The following is a 1394-nucleotide window of genomic DNA, read 5'->3' as shown; positions in this document are numbered from 1 at the left end:
GGCCCTGGCCGGTGCGCTTGCGGTCGCGGCCCTGCGCTCAGGGCGCCGTGGTCCGCGGATAGGTCGGCGACCCGGGCAGGCGGCCCTGCGTGGCGGGAGCCGTCGCGTTGGTCGTGGCCGAGGAACCGGCGGCCGAAGTGGCGGAGGCCGGCGGGCCGTTGCCCGGCGGCGCCGCGGGCCCGGTGGTGCCGACGGCGCGGGACGGATCCGGACTGCGGGTCGGGCCGGCGGTGGACAAGGGCGGGCCGCCGGTCGCGGTGCCGGATCTGCCGTCGCCGCTGCTCGTACTGCTGCTGGGCGACACGGGATCGCCGCCGCGCGGCAGCGTCGCGACGAGACCCGCGGCCGTACCGGCGAGCACCACGCACGCGGCAACCGCGGCCATCGCCGCGCGCCGCCTGCGGCGGGCCGCGCCGCGCGCCCGGACCTCCGCGGCGGGCGCGGACCGGGTTCTGGCCTGGCCGTTCACGGCCGCCGCCTTGAACAGGCCGCGCAGCGGATCGTCCCGGTCCCGTCCTCGGGAACCGCCGTGGCCGGCCGCATCGCCGAGGGCGGGACCGGGGAAGTCGCCGACGTGGTCGAAGTCTCCGAAGCCGCCGTACGCGTCGTGGTGTTCAGGCACCGGGAGCCTCCTCGTTCCGCGGATCGTTCAGGAGGTGGGCGAGCGCCGAGCGGCCGCGGACCAGGTGCGTCTTGACGGTGCTCACCGACACCCCGGTCTCGGCGGCGATCTGGTCGACGCTGAGATCGCAGACGTAGTGCAGGGTCAGCGTGCGGCGCTGCTTCGGCGGCAGCTCGCGCAGCGCCTCCACCAGCACCACCGGTTCCGGTCCCGGCCCTTCCGTGGGCGCCGGCGGCCCGGTCCGGTGCCAGGCGTCGGCGGTGCGCCGCCGGCCCCGCCAACGGCTCACCGCCAGCCGCCACGCGACCGTACGCACCCACGCCTCGGGGCGTGCGTCGGACCGCAGTTGGCGCCGCCGGCTCCAGCCCCGGACGAACGCCTCCTGCACGACGTCCTGCGCCTCTTGGTGATCGCCGAGCATCACGTACAACTGGCCGGTCAGCCGACCGACCGTCTGCGCGTAGAACTCCTCGAACTCCTCGACGGTCAACGATCGCTCCCGGGTCTGCTCGGTCTCACCGGGCATACGCTCGTCGGGCCCGATCCGGTCTACACCGCGCACGACTTCGCGGCGTGACCTGCGTCATACTCCGGATGCTCCGGGCTGTGCCGGACACCCGCACCTGCGCGGGCTCCCCCACGAACCGCTCGGCGCGCGCCGAACAGGAGGCGCCGGACAGGGGGCGCCGAACAGCGCATCCGGCAGCGTGCGCCCAGCGGTGTCCGGCAGCACCGGGCAGCGCCGAAGCGCCCCCGCCCCGGACTACAGCCC

General features: G+C 76.2%; 2 protein-coding genes. Both read right to left on the bottom strand.

Features of this window, described 5'->3' with window-relative positions:
* Positions 1-37 precede the first annotated feature (37 nt).
* A complete protein-coding gene (locus AC13HU_RS37205; RefSeq protein ID WP_483046422.1) occupies positions 38-622 on the bottom strand; it encodes a hypothetical protein in 585 nt (194 codons plus the stop codon).
* Entirely contained in the window at positions 615-1148 is a 534-nt protein-coding gene (locus AC13HU_RS37200; RefSeq protein WP_483046421.1) for a SigE family RNA polymerase sigma factor, read from the bottom strand. The genes AC13HU_RS37205 and AC13HU_RS37200 overlap by 8 nt, the downstream gene beginning before the upstream one ends.
* Positions 1149-1394 lie beyond the last annotated feature (246 nt).

The organism is Streptomyces sp. NH27 (assembly GCF_056859195.1).
The sequence above is the reverse complement of the archived record's forward strand: the minus strand, read 5'-3'. Positions and strand labels throughout refer to the sequence as shown.

Coding starts and splice junctions, on each gene's coding strand:
- AC13HU_RS37200 (WP_483046421.1), bottom strand. CDS start 1,148: ATGCCCGGTGAGACCGAGCAGACCCGGGAGCGATCGTTGACCGTCGAG.